Below are 23,647 nucleotides of genomic sequence, written 5' to 3'. Positions count from 1 at the left end.
TCAGGCGTTGTTTCCAGCAATCGTCGACATCACCGCCATGCGCACCGCGATGCCGAAGGTGACCTGTGGCAGGATGACGCTCTGCTTGCCGTCGGCCACGGAGGAATCGATCTCCACGCCGCGGTTGATTGGGCCCGGGTGCATCACGATCGCATCGGGCTTGGCCAGCGCCAGCTTCTCCTGCGTGAGTCCGTAGTTCTTGAAGAACTCGCCGGCCGAGGGCAGCATCGCGCCGCTCATGCGCTCGTTCTGCAGGCGCAGCATGATGATCACGTCGGCGCCCCTGATGCCTTCGGCCATGTCGTGGCACACGCGCACGCCCATCTCCTTCAGGTCGCCGGGCACCAGCGTCTTGGGGCCCACGGCCCGCACTTCGGGCACGCCCAGCGTGGTCAGCGCGTGGATGTCGGAGCGGGCCACGCGCGAATGCACGATGTCGCCCACGATCGCCACGGTCAGCTTGGTGAAGTCCTGCTTGTAGTGGCGGATGGTGTACATGTCCAGCAGCCCCTGCGTCGGGTGCGCATGCCGCCCGTCGCCCGCGTTCACCACGTGCACGTGCGGCGCGCAGTGCTGGGCGATGAGGTAGGGCGCTCCGCTCTCGCTGTGGCGCACCACGAACATGTCGGCATGCATGGCCGACAGGTTGGCAATGGTGTCCAGCAGGCTCTCGCCCTTGGAGGCGGAGGACTTCGCGATGTCCAGGTTGATCACGTCCGCGCTCAGGCGCTTGGCCGCGATCTCGAAGGTGGTGCGCGTGCGGGTGCTGTTCTCGAAGAAGAGGTTGAACACGCTCTTGCCGCGCAGCAGCGGCACCTTCTTCACCTCGCGGTCATTCACGCTCAGGAAGGTGCCCGCGGTGTCCAGGATCTGGTGGATGACCGCACGCGGCAGGCCTTCGATGGACAGCAGGTGGATCAGCTCGCCGTGCTGGTTGAGTTGCGGGTTGCGGCGCGACAGCATCAGTCGCCCTCCTCGATGTTGAAGCTGAAGCGCCCGTCGTTGCCGCGGGCCAGGGACAGGCGCCGCTCGGCCGGCAGCGCGATGCGCGCCGCCGAGTAGGCGGGATGGATGGGCAGCTCGCGCCCGCCGCGGTCCACCAGCACCGCCAGGGTGACGCTGGCCGGGCGGCCGAAATCGAACAGCTCGTTGATGACCGCCCGCGTGGTGCGGCCGGTGTAGAGCACGTCGTCGATGAGCACGATGTGCCGGCCCTCGATCTCGAAGGGCAGCTTGGTCTGGCCCGTGCCCGACGACATGCCGCGCTTGTCGAAATCGTCGCGGTGCAAGGCGCTGGAGATCACGCCGTGCTCGCCCGCGAGCTTCAGGTCCTGCTGCAGCCGCTCGGCCAGCCAGGCCCCGCCTGACCAGATGCCCACCAGGGCGGCGTCCGCCTGCAGCAGGCCGCGCACGCCGCCGACCAGGTCGCGGTACAGCGCTTCGGCATCGAGATGTAGTGTGCTCATGGGATGGTTCTCAGGAATTGCTCAAGGATGATCGCCGCCGACGCGGCATCCACGTCAGCCGAACCCAGCGAATGCGCCTCCGTCGTGGTGTAGCGCTCGTCCACCTCGTGCACCGGCAGATGGAAGCGGCCATGCAATTGTCGGCCGAAGCGGCGGGCGCGCTCGGTATTGTCGTGCGCTGCGCCGTCAGGGTGATAGGGGACACCCACCACCAGCGCATCGGGCGCCCATTCGGCAATGAGCTTGCCGATGGCATCGAAGCGCGCCGCGCCTTCGGCCGCGACGGTGCGCAGCGGTTGCGGCATGCGGGTCAGCGTGTTGCCCGACGCCACGCCGACACGCTTGGTGCCGAAGTCGAAAGCGAGAAAGGATTGGTGGGCAGTGCGGGGAGATGGCGCCGGTGCGCTCATGCGTGCCCCGCCTCCTGCGACAGCATGCCGGGGTCGATGCCCAGCAGCGACAGCGCCTTGTCGTAGCGCTGCTCGACCGGCGTGTCGAAGATGATGCCGGGCTCGGCGGACACGTTGATCCAGCTGTTGCGCTTCATCTCGTCTTCGAGCTGGCCCGCGCCCCAGCCGCTGTAGCCCAGGGTGACCAGCACCTTCTTCGGGCCGGCGCCATTGGACAGCGCTTCCAGCACGTCCTTGCTGGTGGTCATCTCCAGGCCGCCTGGGATCTTCAGCGACGAGTTGTAGTGCCCGCCGTCATCGCTCAGCCGCTCGTGCAGCACGAAACCGCGCTCGGTCTGCACCGGGCCGCCGAAGTAGACCGGCTCCTCGGCCAGGTCGTCCCGGTCCAGCGTGAGCTCGACCTTCTCGAACAGGTTCTTCAGCTTGATGTCGATGGGCTTGTTGATGACCAGACCCAGGGCGCCATTCTCCGTGTGCTCGCACATGTAGATGACGGTGCCCGCAAAGGTATCGCCGGCCAGCCCGGGCATGGCGATCAGGAATTGATTGGTGAGGTTGATTCCGCCCGACGACATGGTGGGCATTTTATTCCTGCGGCAGACTGCGCGGTCATGGAAAAGCCCCTCGAATCGGCGCTCGTCTGGTTTCGGCGCGATCTGCGCGTGCAGGATCACGCAGCGCTCTACCACGCCCTGAAATCCGCTCGCAGGGTATGGTGCGTGTTCGTGCTGGACCGCGACATCCTCGATCCGCTGCTGGCGCGCGGGCTGAAAGCCGACCGGCGCGTCGAGTTCATCCTCGACAGCCTGCGCGAGCTGGATGCGGCGTTGCGTGCGCTGACAGACTGCACCGAAGGCGGGCGCGGCGGCTTGATCGTGCGGCATGCGGCGGCGCGCGAGGAGATTCCGCGGCTGGCCTCGCAGCTGCACGTGCAGGCCGTCTACACCAACCACGACGACGAGCCGGCGGCACTGGCGCGAGACGCGAAGGTGCGCGGCGCGCTGGCCGATGCGGGCATCGCCTTCCACACGGGCAAGGACCACGTCATCTTCGAGCGGCGCGAGGTGATGACCGGCGCGGGCGGTGCGTACAGCGTCTTCACGCCGTACAAGAATGCCTGGCTGAAGAAGGTGGACGACTTCTACTTGAAGGCCTACCCGGTCGAGCGGTACATGGACGCGCTGGCACCGTGGCCGGACGGAATGACCGCGGAGGGCATCCCGTCGCTGGCGCAGATCGGCTTTGCGCCCACCAACCTGCACGAGCTTCGGCTGCCCACCGGCATGTCGGGCGGCCAGGCGCTGCTGGACGACTTCCTGCAACGCATCGACGAGTACGGCCACGCGCGCGACTTCCCGGCGGTGAAAGGCCCGAGCTACCTCTCCGTGCACCTGCGCTTCGGCACCGTCTCCATCCGCGAGCTGGCCCGCGTCGCCCGGGAGCGGATGCTGGCTGGCTCCACCGGCGCGGGCGTGTGGCTGTCCGAGCTCATCTGGCGCGACTTCTACCACCAGGTGATGCACCACCACCCGCACGTGGTGGAGTCGGCCTTCAAGCCGGAGTACGACGCCATCCGCTGGGAGCACGGCAAGCACGCCGATGCCCTCTTCGCTGCCTGGTGCGAGGGCCGGACCGGCTACCCGCTGGTGGACGCCGCGATGGCGCAGATCAACCAGACCGGCTACATGCACAACCGCCTGCGCATGGTGACGGCCAGCTTCCTCACCAAGGACCTCGGCATCGACTGGCGCCGAGGCGAGGCCTATTTCGCCGACCACCTCATCGACTTCGACCTCGCCGCCAACAACGGTGGCTGGCAGTGGGCGTCATCGTCCGGCTGCGACGCACAGCCCTACTTCCGCATCTTCAACCCGGTGAGCCAGAGCGAGAAGTTCGATCCACAGGGCAAGTTCATCAAACGCTACCTGCCGCAGCTGGCGGACCTGCCCCCAGCGAGCATCCATGCGCCGTGGCTCGCATCGCCCTTGGAGCTGGCGGCGTCGAAGGTGGAACTCGGGAAGACCTACCCTCGCCCAGTCGTGCAGCACGACGAAGCAAGGGCTCGCACGCTGGAACGCTACAAGGTGGTGAAGCGCTAGCTCAGGCAGGCAGCGGGTCCTGCGGCGCCATCGCCTCCTGGGCGTACCGGCTGGGCGGCACGCCGACGTGGCGATGGAAGGCCACACTGAAGGTGCTGGCCGAGCCGTAGCCGACCCGTTCGGCGACTTCGGCGAGGCCCGCGTCCTTGCGTCGCAGCATCCCCTTGGCCAGGGCCATGCGCCAGGCGAGCAGGTATTCCATCGGGGCCACGCCGACGGCTCGGGTGAAGCGCTCGAAGAATGCCGAGCGCGAGAGTGCCGCTTCCCTGGCCAGCCGCACCACCGTCCAAGGCTGCGCGGGCTCTTCATGCATCCGCCGGATGGCGGCGGCCAGGCGTGCGTCGGCCAGCCCGCGAACGAGGCCGGGCGACGCGGTGTTGCCCGCCGTGGAGCGCAGCGCCTCGATCAGCAACACTTCGAGCAACCGCGCAAGGATCACTTCGCGCGCCGGCCGCTGCGCGCGGGACTCTTCGCCGACCAGCTTCACCAGCGTGGTCAGCCGGCTCTGGCCGCGCACATGCACCAGCTGCGGCAGCAGCGAGACGAGCAAGGCGGCATCGGGCGAATCGAAGGCGCAATGCCCCACCAGCGACTGGAGATCGGGGGGCCCTTCCTGCTGGCCGAGCCGGAATTCGCCGGGACGAATCTCCACCCGCTGCGTCTCGGGCCCACGGGCCGCCTGCGGCGTGCTGGACATCGAGAAGGCCGGCGCCGCGGGGACCAGCGCGAAATCGCCGGACTCCAGCGCCGTCGGCTCCTGGCCGTCGACGGTCAGCGTGCAGGCCCCGTCCAGGATGACGCAATAGAACGGCTGAGCCACCCCGGTGCGGCGCACGTGCCAGGGACCTGCGGCGGCAACGACCTTGGAGAACCGTGCAGAGGGCTGGAGCAGCGTGACGACTTCGGCGAGTGGGTCGACCATGGCAGGACGATGGCTAATGCTTTACGGACTTTTAATGGTAGCAAGTCCTGTCGCCGGCCGATATCGTCCACACCCTCACGCCACCTGGAGTTTTCATGAAAACCGTTCTGATCACCGGATGCTCGTCCGGCTTCGGGCTTGAAACTGCCCGCCATTTCCTCGAACGCGGTTGGCAGGTCATCGCAACGATGCGCACGCCCAGCCACGACCTGCTGCCTCGCGCCGAGCGCCTGCGCGTGCTGGCGCTGGACGTGACCGACGCGGGCAGCATTGGCCGTGTGATCGAGGCCGCGGGGCCGGTCGACGTGCTGGTCAACAATGCAGGCATCGGCGTGCTCGGCGCGTTGGAAGGCATCCCGATGTCCACGGCCCGCGACGTGTTCGAGACCAACACGCTGGGCACCATCGCCATGACTCAGGCCGTGCTGCCCCAGTTCCGCAAGCGCCGCTGCGGCGTCGTCGTGAACGTCACCTCCAGCGTCACGCTGATGCCGCTGCCTTTGCTGGCGGTCTACACGGGCAGCAAGGCGGCGGTCAATGCATTCACCGAGTCGCTGGCACTGGAGCTGAAGCCTTTCGATGTGCGGGTGAACCTCGTGCTGCCCGGACGCTCACCCACGACCCGCTTCGGCGAGAACGCGCAGTCGCGCATGCAGGGCAGCATCCCGCCGGCGTATGCGCAGATGGCCCAGGATGTCTTCTCGGGATGGGCGCATTCGACCGAAGTCACCATGGCCAAGGATGTGGCTGAAGCCGTGTGGAGGGCCGCCAACGACCCCTCGTGCCCGATGCGCCTGCCGGCAGGCGCCGACGCCGTGGCGCTGGCCGCCTCGCTCTAGAACAGCTCGACGTCGCCGATCTTCTCGCTGGAATCGAGCTCACCGCGGGCCACCAGGTCGGCATGGCTTTGCACCTGGTTGCGGCCGTGGGTCTTCACCCAGTACACCGCCTTGTCCGCGCGCTCGATCGCCGAGCTGGGCGAATCGCCCGCCTTCAGTTCGGAGAACCCGATGCTGACGGTGATGTGGCCCACCTGCGGGAACTGGTAGGCCATGGTGTTGGTGCGCAGCCGCTCGAAGGCACGCTGCGCATCCACCTCGTTCTCGCAGCGCATCAGCACCACGAACTCTTCACCGCCGAAGCGGTAGAGCCGGTCATGGAAGCGGAAGCTGCTGCGCATCAGGCGTGACAGCAGCAGCAGGACTTCGTCGCCGATCAAGTGGCCGTAGGTGTCGTTCACCGACTTGAAGTGGTCGATGTCGATCATGCCCAGCCAGTAGCGGCTGCCGGGGCCCGCGGCGCGGCGCGCATCGTGCGCGCTGCCGGCCACGGGAATGGTGGACGAGATCTTCAGGAAGCTCTCGTCGAAAGTCTTGCGGTTGAGCAAACCCGTGAGCGTGTCGCGCTCGCTGTAATCCAGCAGGCCCTGGAAGTTGCGGTAGATGCGCAGGATGCTGCACACCATGCGCTGCGCCTCGGGGTGCAGCGCGCCGTCGGTGATGAGCTCCAGCACGCCCACGACCTCACGGTCGGTGGCCAGCGGGAACACGCTCAGGCCTTCCTCGCCCTCGCCGGTCTTGGTGACCACCGTCTGGCCGGTCAGCGCCTCCACGCGGGCGGGGTGGTCGCGCAGCAGGGGCAGGCTGTCCAGGTCCACCCACACCGGGTCGGCGGTGGCGACGGCATCGCCTTCGTCCAGCCGGGCGCGGGTGAGCCAGCGCTGGTTGCCGCCGTCGCCCACCACACGGTAGATGGCCACCGTGCGGGGGTGCAGCAGGTCGCGGAAAGCGCCGGCCAACGTCACATCGAGCACATCGCGATCGCGAAAGCCCGTGAGTTCTGCCAGGTGCTCGACCAGTTCCGACATGTGAAGAAGTACTGCTTGGGTTCGGTGTCCGGCCGGCGCCTTTCGGTCACACAGCCGCCGCGTTGGCGGTGTAGCGTCCGATCAACGCCAGCAAGTCTTCTTCGGAGTATGGCTTGCCAAGGTAATGGTCGACACCCAATTCCGCGGCGTAATCCCGGTGTTTTTGCGCGATTCGCGACGTGATCATGATCACCGGAAGGTCGCGCAGACGGGCGTCGCCGCGGATGTTGCGCACCAGGTCGAAGCCGTCCATGCGAGGCATCTCGATGTCCGACAGGACCATCTGGGGTTTTTCTTCCGCCAGGCGTTCCAGGGCATCCAGGCCGTCCTTGGCCAGCGACACGCGGTAGCCCTCGCGCACCAGCAGGCGCTGCGTGACGCGGCGCACCGTGAGCGAATCGTCCACCACCAGCACCAGCGGTGCGGCCGGGCGGGTCGGTTCGGTGACCACCGGTTGCACGACTTCCGGCGTCGGCGCATGCAGCGACGCGACCGTCGCGGCACGCGCGGCCGGGCCGTACAAGGCCGCAAGGGCCACAGGGTTGTAGATCAGCGCCACGGCACCAGACGCCAGCAGGGTCATGCCTGCCAGGCCCGGCATGCGCGACAGCTGCGGTCCGAGGTTCTTCACCACCACTTCCTGGTTGCCCAGCACTTCGTCCACGTGGATGGCGATACGCTGTTGTGCGCTTCGGATGATCACGATCTGGCGCATGCGCCCCGTGGCTTCCGAACTGCGCGGGCTCAGCTGCAGCAGCGAGCCCAGCCAGAAGAAGTTGAGTGCGTGGTCGCCCACAGCGTAGCGGCCACTGTTGTAGGCGTGATCGATTTCCTCCGGCTTGGCACGGCGCACGATCTCGATCAGCGTCGAAGGCACGGCCACGGTGGTGTCGCCCACGCGAAGCATCACCACCTGCGTCACCGCCGTGGTCAGCGGCAGCACCAGCTTGAAGCTCGTGCCCTGGCCGGCGGCCGTGGCGGTTTCGATGCGTCCGCCCATCGCGTTGACTTCGGCGCGGACCACGTCCATGCCGATGCCGCGACCGGCCAGCTCCGTCACCTTGTCGGCAGTGGAGAAGCCCGAGGTGAAGATCAGGTTGGCCAGTTCGCCATCGCTGTAGTCATGGGCCGCCTCGATCAGGCCCATGTTGACGCCCTTCTCGCGGATGCGGGCCAGGTTCAGGCCGGCGCCGTCGTCGCGGAACTCCACGCCGACTTCGTTGCCTTCCTGCGTGAGCGCCACCACGATGGAGCCGGCGGCGTCCTTGCCGGAACCGGCGCGAACGTCCGGCGACTCGATGCCGTGCGTGACGCTGTTGCGCAGCAAGTGCTCGAAGGCGCCGGTCATGCGGTCCAGCACGCCGCGGTCGACTTCGATGGAGCCGCCCACGATGTCCAAGCGGACCTGCTTGCCGGTTTCCTTGGCTGCCTGGCGCACCACGCGGTAGAGACGGTCGGACAGGCCTTCGAACTCCACCATGCGGGTACGCAGCAGGTCGTCCTGCAGGTCGCGGGTGAGCCGTGCCTGCGCCGCCAGTTCGTCTTCCGTCGATTCCAGCGTGCGCTGCAGCGTGCGCTGCACCGTGGCCACGTCGTTCACCGACTCGGCCATCATGCGGGTCAGTTCCTGGAAGCGCGTGAAGCGGTCGAACTCCAGCGGGTCGAAGGACTGGGCCAGGGCCTTGGCGGCTTCCAGCCGCGAGCTCATCTGCGTTTCCGCTTGCAGCTCGATGTCGCGCAGTTGCTGGCGCAGGCGTTCTAGGTTGTCCGTCAGGTCGCCCAGCGAACCCTTGATGGTGTTGACTTCCACCTCGATGCGCGAACGCGTGATCGACACTTCGCCGGCCTGGTTCACCAGGCGGTCCAGCAGCGGCGCACGCACACGCACGGCCGACTGCGATGCCGACGCGCGGTCGGCGGCGGCTTGCTTGGGAATCACGGCACCGGTGCCGGTGAAACGCGACCAGTCGATGTCGGGCAGGGCAAAGGGCGCCAGCGGCTCGGACGGATGCTCGTCCACGGCCGAGGGCTCGATGACTGCGGGCAGGTCCGGGGTGGGAACCACGGGCGCGAGTGCCACGGGTTCGAGCTTGGCCAGCACGGGTTCGGCGACGGGTGCGGCAGGCTGCACGGGCGCCGCCACCGGGGCCACCGGTGCAGGCTTGGCCACCTCGGTGCTCGCCAGGGCGTCGGCGTAGGCGGCCGCATCACGGCGACGCAGTGCCTCGAAGGTGTGCGACAGCGCGTCGGAACGGTTGTGCAGCGCCTCGACTTCATGAGCCTCGGGCGAGCCCTTGGCCAGCAGTTGCTCGATGGCCGATTCCAGGCGGTGGGCCATTTCGCCCAGTCGCATGGCACCGGCCAGGCGGGCACCGCCCTTGAGCGTGTGCAGCGTGCGCATGCAGGCCGCGGCGTGCTGGGTGTTGGCCGGCTCGTCGGCCCAGTCGCGCAGCTGCGCTTCCAGCTTGGGCAGCAGTTCCTGGCCTTCTTCCTCGAAGATCGGGAAGAGATCGGCGTCCACCGCGTCCACGGCGTCGATGTCGTCATCGACGCCTTCCTGGTCCTCGCGCACCGGCGTGGCAGCACGCACGGCCTCGCTGGGCAGCGCGGTGAAAGGCTTGAATTCGGCAAGACCCAGCTGACCGAACTTGGAGTCAGGCGTGCCGAAATCGGTGGCGGGTGCGGCCTCGACAGGTTCGGGCTCGGACGGCGGCAAGGCGATGTCCACCACCTCGACGTGCGTCTCATGCGGATGGCCCAGATGCACGGCCTCCGCTGCCTGCGCGATGGCGTCGGGCAGGGGCTCATGCAGCGGCTCGGGCTGGACCTCGGCCAGCGCCTGCGGCATGACGATCTCGGGCAGCTCCGCCACGGGCTCCGGCGCCGTCTCCATCACATGCTCGACACCCGGCGTGGGCTCCAGCACCTCGATGAGCGGCTCGTTGGCGGCCTCTTCCACCGGCTGGGCATCCTGCTCCAGCGTCACCGCTTCCAGGCGGCGGGCGGAGGACACTTCGTGCTCGGCCAGGCGGGCCAGCAGTTCAGGCGTGGGCTCCTTCAGGAAGCCGGCAGCGAACTGGTGCAACAGGCGGCGGATATCCTCGGCCGTGTCGACGAACAGCTTGCCGTCGTCAGGCTCGCCATGGCCGATGCGGTCGATGCGCATCAGCGCATGTTCCAGCGTGCGGGCGAGCTGCGACAGGTCGGTGAAGCCCACGGTCGCGGAGTTGCCTGCCAGCGAATGGGCCAGCGCGATCGCCGCCTCGCCCACCGGGCGGTGCAGCTCCATCGCCCACTCGGCCACCTCGGTGGTCAGGCGGCGCGACAGTTCGTCGGCTTCGTTGAGGTAGATGTTGAACAGCGGGATGCTGATGCGCAGCGGCCCGACGATCTTGAACTGGTCGTCCTCGGGCGCCGTGGGCGCGGCCTCGGACACGGTCTCCGGCTCGGGCGTGGCCTCCAGCGGCATGTCGGTGGCTGCCACGGCATGGGCGGCAGGCACCAGATCTTCGGACAGGACTTCTTCCAGCGGCAGGTCGAGCGAGGGCTCCAGGTTCTCGATCAGCGCCTCTTCAGGCGGGGATTCGGTGCCCAGGTCCAGGTCGATCAGCTCGATGGTCTCTTCCACCAGCGGCTGTGCCGCCGTGGTGGGCTCGGACATGGGCAGCGGTGCCGTCTGGGCCACTTCGAACGGGTCGAACAGCGACGTGGCCTTGGTGTCCACGCCGAGCGCGTCGGTCGGTGCGGTCACGGGCTCGACCGGGGCGTCGAAGCTCGCCAGGTCCAGCTCGAAGGACAGTTCGTGCTCGGCCGGGGCGGCAGGCGCCGGCGCATGCTCGGCCACAGGCGCCGAGCCGAGTTCCAGGTCTTGCGCCGTGGGCAGGTCCGGCGGCAGGGACAGCGCGAGCGGCTCCATGCCGGCGACCGGCGCGGGATGCTCGTCGATGTCGGGAATCTCCAGCATCTCGATGGTTTCGGCCACCGGCGGGAGGTCCAGATCGAGTTCGGGCAGCGCCTCCACCACCGGCGCAGGCGCGATGGGCGCAGGCACGGCCACCGGTGCAGCGGTGGCAGCACCGATCACCGGCATCTTGGAGCCCGATTCGCGCATCGCAAGCGCGGCGTTCTCGACGACCTTGGGATCGCGTCCGCCATCGCGGCCTTCGGCGATCTCCTCGATCCATTCGCCCAGGTAGCCCAGCGACCAGCGGGTGAATTCCAGCAGGCCGGCATCGGCGGGCTGCTGGTCAGCCAGCCGTGCGTTGTACAGCTGTTCGCAACCCCAGGCGGCATCGCCGAAGCGCTTGAGGCCGACCATGCGCGAGCTGCCCTTGAGGGTGTGGAACGCGCGACGCACCGTGGTCATGTGGCCGATGTCGGACGGGGTCTCTTCCAGGTCGTTGATGGCGCCGGTGGCGGTCTCGACCACCTCGCGTGCTTCTTCCAGGAAGATCTCGCGCATCTCGTCGTCTTCGGCGAGATCGACAGTGGCGGGCGCCGGCGGCGTCACCGTCACGGTGGGTGCCGGCGCGGCAGTGGCCGGCATGTCGGCCGCCGCGGGCGCAGCGACCTGAGCAGGCGGCGGTGCGGGCGGCAGCACGTCCAGGCCCATCGGGCCGGAAGCCGTGTTGACGAAGTCGACCATCGCCTCGGAGATGGAATCGCGCACGGAAGCGATGTTCTCGGCGTCGCCTTCGGCCTGGTGCAGTGCGGCTTGCGCCTGCGACACGGTGGCGGCGAGGCTCGGCTGGTCGGCGGCCTGTGCATGCGCCGACAGGCGCTCCAGGTCGCGCGACACCTCTTCCAGCGGCACGTCGTCGCGCGCGGCGGTGAAGGCCAGCTGCTGTGCCTGCTCGATCAGGCGCGGCTCGACCACGGCATTCGCCGCGGCGGTGTGCTCGCTGGCCTGGCGCTCCTCGCTGCGGCCCATGACCGGGCTCAGCGAGCCGGTGGACGCGTCGTAGCGGAAGAGCGACTTGGCCATCTGCGGCTGCACGCTCAGCATGTCGATCAGGAAGCCCAGCGCGCCCAGGTTGCCGGCCAGGCGGTCGAACACGCCGGCCTGTTGCACATGCTCGGGCTGAATCTCGGTCGTGATGAGGCCATCGACCTCGTCGCGCATGCGCAGCAGCGCCTGCGAGGCCTGGTCCATGCCCAGCACCGACAGCACGCCGCGCATGGCGGTGAGCTGGTTGGGCACCGGGATCAGCACGTTACGGTCGACCGGGTTGCGGAAGAACTGGTCGATGAGCTTCTCGGCCTCGGACAGCGAGGTCCGCAGTTCCTGGACCACGCTGCCCATGGTCTGGCGGTCGGAGACCCGGCGGTACAGGTCTTCCATCCAGCCTTCCAGCGGCTCCGGCGCGGCGCCCTGGCGCACCCTGGACACGCGGTCGGCCAACCGGCGAACGCGCTGGCCCTGGTCGGGATGGTCGAAGTCCGCGTCTTCCAGCGAGGCTTCGATGTACAGCAGGCTGGTGGCGACTTCCATCGCCAGCGGCGCGCTCGGCGCGGCATTGCCGGTCTGCGTGAGCGAGACGGCCTGCGTCAGCTCATTGGCCATCGATTCGCCCTGCGGGAACAGGCGCTTGAGCGAATCGCCCACCAGCGAGAACTGCTCGCCCAGCCCGCTCATGCGGTGCATCTCGCCGCCGGCGATGGCCGACCACGATTCCTTGGCGGCAACCACGCGCTTCTTGGCCTGCGCGATCCACGCCGGGTCGAACTTGCCCAGCGCGCTGACGGTGTAGTCGACCGGCGTGTGGTGCACGAGACCGTAGGCCTGGCGAACCGACGCCAGGCGCGGCGCCTTGCGGCCGTCGCCCGGCGAACTGGCCTGGGCGCAGAAGAAAAGCAAATCTTGCGCGAGGCGCTCGGAGGCATCGCCCTCGCCGCGCTCGACGATGCGCAGTTGCGCGAGCAGGCGCGACGCGACGCGCTTGCTGAAGACATCCTGCTGCGACAGACCCTGGCCTTGCGCCTCGAACATCGCGGCGGCGAGCTTCCACAGCGTGGCAGCTTGCGAATGGCTGCTGCCGGCGGCCAGGCCTTCGCACAGGTCGCTCATGCGCATGGCGGCAGCGGGCGACGGGCCGCGCATCAGCGCGAGCATCTCGCGCTCCAGGGCGGCACGGGTATCAGAGTCGGGTTTGCGCGGCGTCACGTTGCCGGCCAGCGGCACGTCGCGCCAACGCCAGTCCACGGCCCACAGGTCGGCGGGGTGGACGCGGTCGGCGCCGGCAGCTTCCTGCACGGCACGGTATTGCGGGAACATCGCCAGCGGCGACACCACCTTGCCCGCGAGCATGCGTGCGAGGTAGTCCAGCAGCGCGAAGGACGCCTTCTCCAGGTCGTCGACGATCTCGCTGGTCAGTTTCTGGGGCTTGGCAACGTAGCGCTGGACGGCGGCTTCACAGGCGCGCAGCACGGTGGCGGCCGCGGGCAGGCCCACGAGTTCGAGGGCACCCACGCCCTGGTGGATCTGCTGTCGCGCAGTGCGCAGCACGGAAGGGTCGACGACATCGACGTCGGAGCCCGTCAGCGATTCGGCTTCCTTGACGAAGCGGCGCAGCGCCTTGTGGGCGGCGTCCAGCGAGCGGCGCAGTTCGTCGTGCACCCACGCCAGGGCGCTGAGGTCGTCTGAGGCCGCTCCGGTTGCTTCGGTATTGCGGGTGCTTTCCATCGATGCCCTTGGTGTTCAGGTGAGCGAACGGCGCGGAGGCTGTCTTGGCAGCACTGCCGCGCCGCGCGCATTCAACAAAGCAATTAATCGATCTTGAATCGCGCGACCGACTGCTTCAGTTCTTCAGCGGTCTTGGACAGTTCACGCACCATCTGCGCCGTGGAACGCGTACCTTCTCCGGTCTGCTCCGTCACCGCGAAAATGTGCTGGATGTTGGCGGCCACCACGTTGGCCGACTGTGCTTCGGAGAGCGCCTGGTTCGAAATCTGCGCAATCAGGTCTGCGAGCTGGCGGGAGACTCGGTCGATGTCACCCAGAGCGGTACCTGCCGCGTCAGTCAGTCGGGTACCTTCCACCACACCCTGCGTCGATCTTTCCATGGCCGCCACCGCGTCTTGCGTGTCGGTCTGAATGGTCTTCACCAGGGCCGCAATCTGTCGCGTGGCGTCGCCGGAGCGTTCGGCCAGTCGCTGCACTTCTTCCGCAACCACCGAGAAGCCCCGGCCGGCTTCACCGGCCGATGCTGCCTGAATGGCGGCGTTCAGAGCCAGCACGTTCGTCTGTTCCGTAATGTCGGAAATCAGTTCGGTGATTTCACCAATCTCCTGCGACGACTCGCCCAGCCGCTTGATCCGCTTGGAGGTTTCCTGGATCTGGTCGCGGATGGAGTTCATACCGCCGATGGTGTTCTGCACCGCGCGCAGACCGGTTTCAGCGGCATCCAGCGATTGGCGCGCCACCTGGGCCGTTTCCTGGGCTTGTGCGGACACCTCGTTGATTCGGCCTGCCATCTGGAGCACCGACTCGCCGGTGTCGCGAATTTCGCGCAGCTGCTCGGTGGAGGCGGCCAACAGTTCGGTCGACGTGGCTTCCACCTGCTGCGTCGTTTCGGTCACGCGACCCACCGTGCCTTGCACCTGCGACACCAGGGTTCGCAGCTCTTCCACCGTGTAGTTCACCGAGTCGGCGATGGCGCCCGTGATGTCTTCGGTCACGGTTGCCTGCTGCGTCAAGTCACCTTCAGCAACCGTCTGCAGTTCGTTCATCAATCGCAAAATGGCCGCCTGGTTCGCGTCGTTCACGCGCTTGGCTTCCTGCTCCTGCCGTTCGGCTTCGAGTCGCTGCTGTTCGGCGAGCGCGGCACGCTGGGCCTGGTCACGCACATACAGCCTCAGGAAGCCCAAGCCACCCGCGGCCATGGTGGCTGCGAACACCACCAGCGCCAAGAGCGACAGGCCCGAGAAGCCGGTTTCCTTGCCCAGGCGTTCCTGCACGACTTCCAGGCCCTTACGCAGCGGCTCGGAGTCGGCAATGATCGCGGACTGCGCTTCACGCGCGGACACCAGGCCTTGCAGGTTGCCCAGAATCGCGCCGGCTTGCGTGCGGGTCTCTTCGTACTGCTTCAACAGAGCGACCAGGCGCTCCTTGGTCTGCGGGTCCTTGGTGCCCGGCAGGCGCAGTTCCTGGTTGCCGTCGGCCAGGCCTTGGGCGATTTCACGGAAGGAGTTCAAGTCCTTGCCGAGCAGGAACACGGCTTCCGGCGACACGCCTTCCATCGTCAGGAATTCGTTGGCCGACTTGCCGATACGCTGGGTCAGCATCACCAACTGGCCCACGGCGGACAGTTCAGCCGGCGAGGCTTCCTGCTGCAGCTTCAGGGACGAAATGGTTTCCGCGGTTTCCAGCAGGTCGGACGATTGGCGGTTGATGGCGCGAAGCGCCTGTCCCACCTGCGTCAGGATCTTCTGCTGCGCGATCACGGTGTTGGCGTTCTTTTCAGCGCGGTCCACCAGCGGCAGCATCGCCTTGATGTCGTCCTGCACCGCACCCGGTGCGGCCGCCAGCGTGTCGCTGCCGGCGTTCAGGCCGCGCACGCTCTTGGCAAGAACTTCGGTCGATTCACGCACTTCCGGGAAAGCCTGCGGGCTGCCGATCAGCGCCTGCGACACCGACTTCGCCAGCCGCTGCGACTGCATCAGCGCCTGGCCGGAGGCACCCACCTGTGCGGCGCCGCGGCTGGCGGAGATCAGGGACGTCACCGTCATGATCACCAAGCCCGCGAGGCCCACGCCCACCATGGCGAACAGGATGCGCTGCTGTTGCTGGACGGGGCGGTTGCCGATCAGCGGCAGGCCAGTACCGATTTCGGTCTCGGGGTTGTCACCTTGCAGCCGGGTCTCGCCGAAGTCGGCCAGCTCGGAGGGCGCAGCCTCGGTGATGATGGACGAGTCGGCGTGCGGCGTTTCTGGATGCTGCGTGTGCGGCGTCTCGAAGGAGGCCGTGTCCAGTGCAGCGGTGCCGCTCACGTCGCGCACCACGGGGACGTCCACCGGCGGCGGCTGGTCGAAGCCAGCGTCGAACGGTGCGTCCTGGTGGGTCGTCGCCTCGCCTTCAGTGCGGTCCTGACCCCAGCCCTTGATCTTGTTCAGGAAGCTCATAGTGTCCTCGTTCGCTCTATCCGATGTGTCCTGCCGGGGAGAGCCGGCATTCTTTGGTTACCCAACGCTTGTCCGTTCAACCCACGATGCGCAGGAACGCTTCGTCGGTGGCCAGTGCGGCAAGGTTCAATTCCTGCCACACGCGACCGGCCTCGTCCTTGTAGCGCGAGCCCACGAACGAGGGGCGCGGCCCGCTCGCTTCATCGACTTGCGCCGTCAATTGCTGTTCGCTGCGCAGGCCCGACAACCGGTCCACGAGCAGCGCGCAGTTCACTTCCAGCCCGGAGTTGAAGGCCACCAGCCGCGATTGCTCTCGCAGCGGTTCGACCGCCTTCACGCCCAGGAAGCCGGCGAGGTCCACCACGCCGTGCAGGTGGCCCCGCAGGTTGGCCACGCCCAGGAACCACGCATGCGAATGCGGCACCGGGACGACCGGTGCCATCGCGAAGATTTCACCCGCTTCCTTCAGCGGAAAGAGGAAGCCGCGCGAACTGCATTCCACGGCCAGCCACGAACGGCCACGGTCTTGCGTACGCGCGGCCTGCAGCCGCTCAGCGAGCCGGCTCTGGAGTTCACGCAGTGCTTCCTTCTTGGCCATCGCTCTCGGTTCGTTTCAGTTCCGCGGGTGGTTGTGGGATGGAGTTCGACGCTCTCGCCGGGCGATCAGTCGAAGGCCTTGATCTTGGCCACCAGCTCGTCGGCATCGACGGGCTTGACGATGTAGTCGCGCGCGCCCTGGCGCATGCCCCAGACCTTGTCGGTTTCCTGGTTCTTGCTGGTGCACATGATCACCGGCACGTTGGCGAAGCGCGGGTCGCGGGTGATCGCGCGCGTGAGCTGGAAGCCGTTCTGGCCGGGCATGACCACGTCCATGAGGATCAGGTCGGGCTTTTCCTCGCCCAGGCGGCGCATCGCGTCTTCCGCGTTCTCGGCGGTACGGACGTTGTAGCCGCGCTTGCCCAGCAGGTCGGACAGGAAATGCAGTTCAGTCTTGGAATCGTCAACCAGGAGGATGTTCTTGATGGCCATGTCTCGTCCTTCGCGTATCGGGGCAGGTCGGGAGTGTCACACGTTCAGGCTGCAAGCGAGGGCTAACTGAGCCTTGAAAGCACGTAACGCGCGACCTCCCGTGGAATCATTCACGCCGCGCGGCGGTGCTGCTCCACCGCCTGCAACAACTGGTCCTTGGTGAAGGGCTTCGTGAGGTAGTCCTCGGAGCCCACCATGCGCCCACGCGCCTTGTCGAACAGGCCGTCTTTTGACGACAGCATGATCACGGGCGTGTTCGCGAACTTGACGTTGCGCTTGATGATGGCGCAGGTCTGATACCCGTCGAGGCGGGGCATCAGGATGTCGCAGAAGATGAGGTCGGGCTCGTGGTCATTGACCTTGGACAGCGCATCGAAGCCGTCTTCGGCCAGCAGCACCTGGTAGCCGCCTTGCTTCAGGAAGATCTCCGCGCTGCGGCGGATGGTGTTGCTGTCGTCGATGACCAGCACCTTGACGCCCGAAGGGTCCGCTGGGCTTGCATTGCTCACCGAGATTTCTCCTCTGTGGTGGCTCGCTGATGGGGCATGGCCTGCTAGTGTCCTGCGCCGCTCGTGGTGACGACAAGGGTCAGATCTGGACCATCTCGAAGTCTTCCTTGCGGGCGCCGCACTCCGGACAGGTCCAGTTCATGGGCACGGCGTCCCAAGATGTGCCCGGTGCAATACCATGTTCCGGGTCTCCCGCGGCTTCGTCATAAATCCACCCGCAGATCAGGCACATCCAGGTTCGTGGTTCAGTCACTTTAGTTAGTCAGGCTTCACTACAATGGTGGCGAATTGTAGCGACGCGAAACGGCAAAAAGCCAAGGGTTTTTAGGCACCTACGCAACTTTCCTCACACATTTCGTGAAGTCGCGTTCTGGGTTTCGGACGATCGTCCGAAACGTTTCGGCCTCGATTTTTCCGTCCCCGGACGCGCGGCTTCACAATCCCCCTCCATGACTCCAGACACCCCCACTGCCGACGCCGGCTCCAGCTCCGAAGAACTGACCGAAGCACCCGCTCCTGCGTGCGTGATGAGTTTCAACGCATCCGACGCCAGCGGCGCGGGAGGCATTGCCGGCGACGTGGCCACCATTGCCGCCATGGGCGCCCATGGCCTGCCGGTGGTCACCGCCGTGGTGATGCGCGACACCGCCGAGGTGTTCGACCATCACACGCTGGACCCGGAGGTCGTGGTCGAGCAAGCCCGCAGCGTGCTCGAGGACGTGACCATCGCGGCCTGGAAGGTGGGCTACCTGGGCTCCGCCGAGGGCGTGAGCGCGGTGGCCGAGATCCTCTCGGACTACCCCGACGTGCCGCTCGTGGCCTACATGCCCAACCTGTCCTGGCTGGACGAGGACGAGCAGCAGGCCTACCTGGACGCCTACCGCGAACTGGTGCTGCCGCAGACCGAGGTGCTCGTGGGCAGCCACCAGACCCTCACCGATTTCCTGCTGCCCGAATGGGAATCCGACCGCCCGGCCTCGCCGCGCGAGCTGGCGGTGGCCGCGGCCGAGCACGGCGCGCGCTTCGTGCTGGTCACCAGCGTGCCGCTGCCCGACCAGTTCCTGGACAACGTGCTGGCCTCGGCGCAGGGCGCCATCACCGGCGAGAAGTTCGAGCGTTTCGAGGTGAGCTTCGTGGGCGCGGGCGACACGTTGTCAGCCGCGCTGGCCGCCCTGCTGGCCGCTGGCAGCGAGCTGCACATGGCGGTGGGCGAGTCGCTGGCCTTCCTGGACCAGGCGCTGGATGCGGGCTTCCGCCCCGGCATGGGCAACGTCATCCCTGACCGCTTCTTCTGGGCGCTCCCGCCCGGCGAAGAAGGCGAGCCCGGTGCCGAGGGTGGCACCGGCGAAGAAGGCGACGTGCCGGGCACGCGGCACATCCACTGAACCCACAACCGCTGCCGCCCCGGACTGGCACATGCCCGGGCGGCGCCATCGCGAAGCCGCCATGAGCAACGAATCCCTTTTTGAACGCGCCCAGAAGGTCATCCCGGGCGGCGTCAACTCTCCCGTCCGGGCCTTCCGCGCCGTGGGCGGCACGCCGCGCTTCATCTCCCGCGCGCATGGGCCGTACATCTTCGACGCCGAGGGCAAGCGCTACGTCGACTACATCGGCTCCTGGGGCCCGATGATCCTCGGCCACGGCCATCCTGCCGTGCTCGAAGCGGTGCAGAAGGCGGCCGTGGACGGCTTCTCCTTCGGCGCACCGACCGAGCGTGAAATCGAGCTGGCCGAGGAGATCCTCAAGCTCGTGCCCAGCATGGACATGGTGCGCCTGGTCAGCTCCGGCACCGAAGCCGCGATGAGCGCGCTTCGCCTGGCGCGTGGCGCCACCGGGCGCAACAAGATCGTGAAGTTCGAAGGCTGCTACCACGGCCACGCAGACTCATTGCTGGTGAAGGCCGGTTCGGGCCTCGCCACCTTCGGCAACCCGACCTCGGCGGGCGTGCCGGCCGAGGTGGTGCAGCACACCCTGGTCCTCGAATACAACAACCTCGACCAGCTCGAAGAAGCGTTCAAGCTGCATGCGAAGGACACCGCCTGCGTGGTGATCGAGCCCATCGCCGGCAACATGAACTTCGTGCGGGCCGCCCTGCCCTTCATGAAGCGGCTGCGCGAGCTGTGCACGCAGCATGGGTCGCTGCTGGTGTTCGACGAGGTGATGACGGGTTTCCGCGTCGGCCTGCGCAGCGCGCAAGGGCTGTACGCGAAGGACCTCCCGGGCTTCGAGCCCGACATGAGCGTCTTCGGCAAGGTGATCGGCGGCGGCATGCCGCTGGCGGCCTTTGGCGCCAAACGCGCGGTGATGGAAAAGCTCGCGCCGCTCGGCCCGGTCTACCAGGCGGGCACGCTGTCGGGCAATCCGGTGGCCACCGCCTGCGGCCTGGCCACCCTGCGCGAGATCCAGAAGCCCGGCTTCTTCGAGGCCCTGTCCGAGCGCACACGCTCGCTGGTGTCGGGCCTGCTGGGCGCCGCGAAAGAGGCCGGCGTTCCGATGGTCGGCGACAGCGAAGGCGGCATGTTCGGCTTCTTCTTCGCCGACACGCTCGCCCAGAACTACGGCCAGGTCATGGCCACGGACAAGGAGCGCTTCAACCGCTTCTTCCACGGCATGCTGGATGCGGGCGTGTACTTCGCCCCGGCGTTGTACGAAGCCGGCTTCGTCAGCTCGGCGCACACCGCCGACGACATCGCCGCGACCGTGGAGTCGGCACGCAACGTGCTGCGCTGAAGGCAGGCCGCACCGCACGCGGCTGCCTAGAATCGATTTCCTATGCACATTCACATCCTGGGTATCTGCGGCACCTTCATGGGAGGCATTGCCGCACTCGCGCGCGAGGCCGGGCACAAGGTCACCGGCTGCGATGCCAACGTCTACCCGCCCATGAGCGACCAGCTGCGCGCGCTGGGCATCGAGCTGATCGAGGGCTACACGCCCGACCAGCTGGGCATCCAGCCGGACCTCTTCGTCATCGGCAACGTGGTGAGCCGCGGCAACGCGTTGATGGAAGCCATCCTCGACGCCGGCCTGCCCTATGTGAGCGGGCCGCAGTGGCTGGCCGAGAACGTGCTGCAGGGCCGGCACGTGCTGGCGGTGGCCGGCACCCATGGCAAGACCACCACCACCGCGATGCTGACCTGGGTGCTCGAAGCCGCTGGCCTGAAGCCGGGCTTCCTCATCGGTGGCGTGCCACTGAACTTCGGCGTATCGGCGCGGCTGGGCCAGGTGGGCGACCGCACGCCTTTCGTGATCGAGGCCGACGAGTACGACACCGCCTTCTTCGACAAGCGCAGCAAGTTCGTGCACTACCGGCCACGCACGGCCGTGCTGAACAACCTGGAGTTCGACCACGCGGACATCTTCGAGGACATCGCGGCCATCGAGAAGCAGTTCCACCACCTGGTTCGCACGGTGCCGTCCACCGGCCGGCTGGTGGTCAATGCGCGCGAAGAAGCGCTGCAGCGCGTGCTGGCCAAGGGCTGCTGGAGCGAGGTGGTGCGCTTCGGGGCGCGCAAGGAAGCGCCCGGCGAGCTGCGTGCACGCGGCGAACCGCATGCCTTCGACGTGCTGCGCGGCAGCCTGAAGATCGCTCGCGTCGAGTGGTCGCAACTGGGCGAACACAACCAGATGAATGCGCTGGCTGCGCTGGCCGCGGCCGAACATGTGGGCGTGTCGCCCGAAGCCGCGGCAGCATCGCTGGCGAAGTTCGAGAACGTGCGGCGGCGCATGGAGCTGCGAGGCTCGGTCCCCCTGGGCGGTGGCGAGGTGCGCGTGTACGACGACTTCGCGCACCATCCCACGGCGATGCGCACCACCATCAATGGCCTGCGCCGCAAGATCGACGCGCAGCAGGCCTCGCACCATGAACCCCGGCAGCGCATCCTCGCGGTGTTCGAGCCGCGCTCCAACACCATGAAGCTGGGCGCGATGAAGGCGCAGTTGCCCTGGTCGCTGGAGGAGGCCGACCTGTCCTTTTGCCACAGCGGCGGACTGGGATGGGACGCCGGCCAGGCGCTGGCGCCGCTGGGCGACCAGGCCGTGGTGGCCGACACCATCGACAAGCTGGTGCAGAAGGTGGTGGCCGCGGTGAAGCCGGGCGATCACGTCCTGTGCATGAGCAACGGCGGGTTCGGCGGCGTTCACCAGAAGCTGCTGGATGCACTGAAGGCCAAGGCCGGCTGAGCACCGCAGCGCATGGGCATCACCCATCTGCTGTACCTGCACGGCTTCCGCTCATCGCCGCAGTCGATGAAGGCCATGAAGGTCGCCGCGTGGATGCGCGAGCATCGGCCGGATGTGCACTGGTGGTGCCCGCAGCTGCCGCCCTCACCGCGCGAGGCGATGGCGATGGTGGCCGAGCGCATCGACGCGTGGCCGCGCGACACCATGGCCGTGATAGGCAGCTCGCTGGGCGGCTTCTACGCCACCATCGTGGCCGAGCGCATGGGTTGCAAGGCGGTGCTCGTCAATCCGGCGGTGAAGCCGGCGCGCGACCTGGCGAAGTACATCGGCGAGATCACCGCCTGGCACGGCGACGACACGTTCTTCTTTCGCGAGGAGTTCGTCGAAGAGCTGCAAGTGCTGCGGCCTTCACGGGTCACGCAGCCTGGCCGCTACTGGGCCTACGTCGCCAAGGGTGACGAGGTGCTGGACTGGCGTGAGATGCAGGCGCGCTACGCGCAGTGCCACATGACCCTGCTCGAAGGCGGCGACCACGCCCTGAGCGATTTCGATGACCACTGGCCGGCGATGGCGCGCTTCCTCGGCCTCACCAGTGGATGATGATCGAGATCACCCGGCCCCAGACCCACAGGTTGAACATCAGCAGCAGCACCGCCGAGGTGAGCCGGCGCAGGTTGCGCGCCCGCTTGCCCCACAGGTCGTCGCCCGTGACGATGAAGATCACGAACGACAGCGCCGTGCCGCTGGCGAAGATGCCGGCAAGCACGGTGAGGATCCAATAGACGATGGTCATGGGGTCGCAAGCCTACAGGATGATGGCCAATCGTTCGAGCAGGAGAACCGCGAAGAAGCCCAGGGCGGCAATCACTGTCCACTTGATGAGCATCAGCCCCATGCGGCGCCATTTCTTCTGCTTCGTGCCCACGTACATGGCCAGGCACAGCAGCCCCGCCACCAGCAGGAAGAAGACGATGACCCGAAAGATGGTCACCAGGCGGGCGCGAGGTCGGCCAGACCCGCGGGAGCCTTGGATGCGTCGTCGAAGGTCACGATCTCGTAGCTGCTCTTGTCTGCGAGCACGGCGCGCACCAGCTTGTTGTTGAGCGCATGGCCCGAGCGGTAGGCCACGTAGGCGCCGATGATCGGGTGCCCCACCACGTACATGTCGCCGATGGCGTCGAGGATCTTGTGCTTCACGAACTCGTCGTCGTAGCGCAGGCCCTCGCCATTGAGCACCTTGTAGTCGTCGATGACGATGGCGTTGTCCATGCTGCCGCCCAGGCCCAGGCCGCGCGACCGCATCATCTCCACGTCGCGGGTGAAGCCGAAGGTGCGGGCGCGCGCGATCTCGCGCTTGTACTGGCCCGAGCCCATGTCGAACACCACGCGCTGGCCGGTCTGGTTCACCGCCGGGTGGTCGAACTCGATCTCGAAGGTGAACTTGTAGCCCTCGAAGGGTTCCAGCCGTGCCCACTTGAGCTGCGGGCCTTCGCCTTCGCGGATCTCCACGGGCTTGAGCATTCGCAGGAAGCGCTTGGGCGCATCCTGCAGCGCAATGCCCGCGCTTTGCAGCAGGAACACGAAGGAGGCGGCCGAACCGTCGAGGATGGGCACCTCTTCGTTGGTGATGTCCACGTAGAGGTTGTCGATGCCCAGACCGGAACACGCCGAGAGGAAGTGTTCGATGGTCTTGACCGCCGGCGCGCCCGGATCGCCCTTGGCACTGAGCGTCGTGGCCAGGCGGGTGTCCGTGACGGCATGCGCCTGGACCTCGATGTCCACCGGCGTGGGCAGGTCGGTGCGGCGGAACACGATGCCCGTGTCCGGCGGCGCCGGCCGCAGCGTCATCTCCACCCGCTGCCCGCCGTGCACGCCCACCCCGACCGCGCGGGTGAGGGACTTGAGCGTGCGTTGGGGGACCATGGGCCGGATTCTAGGTGGCCGCGGGGTCGGACGAAGCCGTGCGAATCGCATCAATTTGAATCGTGGCGATTGGGATTTTCAGATAAGCAGCATGGTCGGATCAAAACTCCCTCCCCGGCT

Annotated in this window: 21 protein-coding genes; 6 read left to right on the top strand and 15 right to left on the bottom strand. The window is 67.3% G+C overall.

Annotated features, from left to right (window positions below; translation table 11 throughout):
• From DZC73_RS27035 to DZC73_RS27020, 4 genes are read right to left on the bottom strand one after another with little or no spacing between them, the layout of a single operon-like run.
• Positions 1 to 963 carry an aspartate carbamoyltransferase catalytic subunit gene (locus DZC73_RS27035; RefSeq protein ID WP_124543501.1) on the bottom strand — a complete coding sequence of 321 codons (963 nt, stop codon included), beginning with the start codon at positions 961 to 963 and terminating at the stop codon, positions 1 to 3.
• Complete coding sequence (gene pyrR, locus DZC73_RS27030) at positions 963 to 1,466, bottom strand: bifunctional pyr operon transcriptional regulator/uracil phosphoribosyltransferase PyrR (RefSeq protein ID WP_124543500.1); 504 nt, start codon at positions 1,464 to 1,466, stop codon at positions 963 to 965. The genes DZC73_RS27035 and pyrR overlap by 1 nt, the downstream gene beginning before the upstream one ends.
• Positions 1,463 to 1,876: a Holliday junction resolvase RuvX gene (gene ruvX, locus DZC73_RS27025; RefSeq protein WP_124543499.1), complete on the bottom strand. Its 414-nt coding sequence runs from the start codon at positions 1,874 to 1,876 to the stop codon at positions 1,463 to 1,465. Before ruvX ends, pyrR begins: the two co-directional genes overlap by 4 nt.
• On the bottom strand, positions 1,873 to 2,451 hold the full coding sequence (locus DZC73_RS27020) for a YqgE/AlgH family protein (RefSeq protein WP_124543644.1): 579 nt from the start codon (positions 2,449 to 2,451) through the stop codon (positions 1,873 to 1,875). Before DZC73_RS27020 ends, ruvX begins: the two co-directional genes overlap by 4 nt.
• A gap of 36 nt (positions 2,452 to 2,487) precedes the next feature.
• On the opposite strand from DZC73_RS27020, the gene DZC73_RS27015 reads away from it, so the two are divergent.
• Positions 2,488 to 3,975 carry a cryptochrome/photolyase family protein gene (locus tag DZC73_RS27015; RefSeq protein WP_124543498.1) on the top strand — a complete coding sequence of 496 codons (1,488 nt, stop codon included), beginning with the start codon at positions 2,488 to 2,490 and terminating at the stop codon, positions 3,973 to 3,975.
• 1 nt (position 3,976) lies between these two features.
• Here DZC73_RS27015 and DZC73_RS27010 read toward each other — a convergent pair whose 3' ends face one another.
• Complete coding sequence (locus DZC73_RS27010) at positions 3,977 to 4,897, bottom strand: AraC family transcriptional regulator (RefSeq protein WP_124543497.1); 921 nt, start codon at positions 4,895 to 4,897, stop codon at positions 3,977 to 3,979.
• A gap of 95 nt (positions 4,898 to 4,992) precedes the next feature.
• Here DZC73_RS27010 and DZC73_RS27005 point away from each other — a divergent pair, with 95 nt between their 5' ends.
• A complete protein-coding gene (locus DZC73_RS27005) occupies positions 4,993 to 5,736 on the top strand; it encodes an SDR family oxidoreductase (protein WP_124543496.1) in 744 nt (247 codons plus the stop codon).
• Here the strand turns inward: DZC73_RS27005 and DZC73_RS27000 are convergent.
• The 7 genes from DZC73_RS27000 to DZC73_RS26970 form a co-directional block, all read right to left on the bottom strand.
• On the bottom strand, positions 5,733 to 6,764 hold the full coding sequence (locus tag DZC73_RS27000; RefSeq protein ID WP_124543495.1) for a GGDEF domain-containing protein: 1,032 nt from the start codon (positions 6,762 to 6,764) through the stop codon (positions 5,733 to 5,735). The genes DZC73_RS27005 and DZC73_RS27000 overlap by 4 nt on opposite strands.
• Before the next feature lie 46 nt (positions 6,765 to 6,810).
• Positions 6,811 to 13,446 (bottom strand): hybrid sensor histidine kinase/response regulator, encoded by a 6,636-nt coding sequence (locus tag DZC73_RS26995; protein ID WP_124543494.1) that lies wholly within the window; start codon positions 13,444 to 13,446, stop codon positions 6,811 to 6,813.
• An 83-nt stretch (positions 13,447 to 13,529) separates the two neighbouring features.
• Entirely contained in the window at positions 13,530 to 15,884 is a 2,355-nt protein-coding gene (locus DZC73_RS26990) for a methyl-accepting chemotaxis protein (RefSeq protein ID WP_124543493.1), read from the bottom strand.
• Between the two features lie 76 nt (positions 15,885 to 15,960).
• Positions 15,961 to 16,482, bottom strand: coding sequence for a chemotaxis protein CheW (locus DZC73_RS26985; protein ID WP_124543492.1), 522 nt, complete (start codon positions 16,480 to 16,482; stop codon positions 15,961 to 15,963).
• Positions 16,483 to 16,547: 65 nt separating this feature from the next.
• Positions 16,548 to 16,913 carry a response regulator gene (locus tag DZC73_RS26980; RefSeq protein WP_124543491.1) on the bottom strand — a complete coding sequence of 122 codons (366 nt, stop codon included), beginning with the start codon at positions 16,911 to 16,913 and terminating at the stop codon, positions 16,548 to 16,550.
• A gap of 110 nt (positions 16,914 to 17,023) precedes the next feature.
• Positions 17,024 to 17,422 (bottom strand): response regulator, encoded by a 399-nt coding sequence (locus DZC73_RS26975; RefSeq protein WP_124543490.1) that lies wholly within the window; start codon positions 17,420 to 17,422, stop codon positions 17,024 to 17,026.
• A 79-nt stretch (positions 17,423 to 17,501) separates the two neighbouring features.
• A complete protein-coding gene (locus tag DZC73_RS26970; RefSeq protein WP_124543489.1) occupies positions 17,502 to 17,675 on the bottom strand; it encodes a rubredoxin in 174 nt (57 codons plus the stop codon).
• A 196-nt stretch (positions 17,676 to 17,871) separates the two neighbouring features.
• On the opposite strand from DZC73_RS26970, the gene thiD reads away from it, so the two are divergent.
• The 4 genes from thiD to DZC73_RS26950 all read left to right on the top strand — a co-directional run bounded on the left by thiD (position 17,872) and on the right by DZC73_RS26950 (position 22,204).
• Positions 17,872 to 18,807: a bifunctional hydroxymethylpyrimidine kinase/phosphomethylpyrimidine kinase gene (gene thiD, locus DZC73_RS26965; RefSeq protein WP_124543488.1), complete on the top strand. Its 936-nt coding sequence runs from the start codon at positions 17,872 to 17,874 to the stop codon at positions 18,805 to 18,807.
• 61 nt (positions 18,808 to 18,868) lie between these two features.
• The gene (gene hemL / locus DZC73_RS26960) at positions 18,869 to 20,152 is read left to right on the top strand and encodes a glutamate-1-semialdehyde 2,1-aminomutase (RefSeq protein WP_124543487.1); all 1,284 of its coding nucleotides are present in this window, start codon (positions 18,869 to 18,871) and stop codon (positions 20,150 to 20,152) included.
• 42 nt (positions 20,153 to 20,194) lie between these two features.
• The gene (mpl, locus tag DZC73_RS26955; RefSeq protein WP_124543486.1) at positions 20,195 to 21,604 is read left to right on the top strand and encodes a UDP-N-acetylmuramate:L-alanyl-gamma-D-glutamyl-meso-diaminopimelate ligase; all 1,410 of its coding nucleotides are present in this window, start codon (positions 20,195 to 20,197) and stop codon (positions 21,602 to 21,604) included.
• Positions 21,605 to 21,616: 12 nt separating this feature from the next.
• Positions 21,617 to 22,204: a YqiA/YcfP family alpha/beta fold hydrolase gene (locus DZC73_RS26950; protein ID WP_124543485.1), complete on the top strand. Its 588-nt coding sequence runs from the start codon at positions 21,617 to 21,619 to the stop codon at positions 22,202 to 22,204.
• On the opposite strand, the gene DZC73_RS26945 is transcribed toward DZC73_RS26950, so the two are convergent.
• The 3 genes from DZC73_RS26945 to lpxC are packed head-to-tail and all read right to left on the bottom strand — an operon-like array spanning position 22,191 to position 23,527.
• On the bottom strand, positions 22,191 to 22,397 hold the full coding sequence (locus DZC73_RS26945) for a hypothetical protein (RefSeq protein WP_124543484.1): 207 nt from the start codon (positions 22,395 to 22,397) through the stop codon (positions 22,191 to 22,193). The genes DZC73_RS26950 and DZC73_RS26945 overlap by 14 nt on opposite strands.
• Positions 22,398 to 22,409: 12 nt before the next feature.
• Entirely contained in the window at positions 22,410 to 22,595 is a 186-nt protein-coding gene (locus DZC73_RS26940; protein WP_124543483.1) for a hypothetical protein, read from the bottom strand.
• Positions 22,592 to 23,527: a UDP-3-O-acyl-N-acetylglucosamine deacetylase gene (gene lpxC / locus DZC73_RS26935; RefSeq protein WP_124543482.1), complete on the bottom strand. Its 936-nt coding sequence runs from the start codon at positions 23,525 to 23,527 to the stop codon at positions 22,592 to 22,594. Before lpxC ends, DZC73_RS26940 begins: the two co-directional genes overlap by 4 nt.
• Between the last annotated feature and the right edge of the window lie 120 nt (positions 23,528 to 23,647).

The organism is Rhizobacter terrae (assembly GCF_003852895.1).
GTDB classification, from domain to species: Bacteria; Pseudomonadota; Gammaproteobacteria; order Burkholderiales; family Burkholderiaceae_C; genus Albitalea; species Albitalea terrae.
Note: the sequence above shows the minus strand (reverse complement) of the source record. Positions and strands in the feature narration are given on the sequence as shown.